This is a genomic window from Bacillus cereus group sp. N24 (assembly GCF_016483345.1).
Classification (GTDB): Bacteria; Bacillota; Bacilli; order Bacillales; family Bacillaceae_G; genus Bacillus_A; species Bacillus_A toyonensis.
On the sequence record NZ_JAEHCA010000121.1, the window covers coordinates 1 to 319 of the forward strand.

The window sequence follows — 319 nt, forward strand, 5'->3', positions numbered from 1 at the left end:
TCCCGACATATAATTTTGTTGTTGGGATGATGGCAAAGTGACTACTGACTAATTCATCATTAAATGTAGTGTGTTTTTTTGTAATAGAAGATGGGATTACTTGTTGTACGAGATTTGCATAAGAACTTTTTTCTAGTGCTCCCATTACTTCTTTCACTCGTTCCACTTGTTCTGTAGGTAAATGCCTGGATGAAGAACGAGGATATGTGATAAAGCCTTCTTCATACAAACTCTGAATATGTTTTTTTGCTGTTTCCGCATTTATCTTCAGTTTGGCGTGAGCATCTTTGTAGATATCCGTTAAGTTATATAGTAATTT

Annotated in this window: 1 protein-coding gene; it reads right to left on the minus strand. The window is 34.8% G+C overall.

Annotation, left to right across the window (positions count from 1 at the left end):
- A partial coding sequence (locus tag JDS95_RS30670; RefSeq protein ID WP_242474215.1) for a DNA topoisomerase occupies positions 1 to 319 on the minus strand: 319 nt, incomplete at both ends.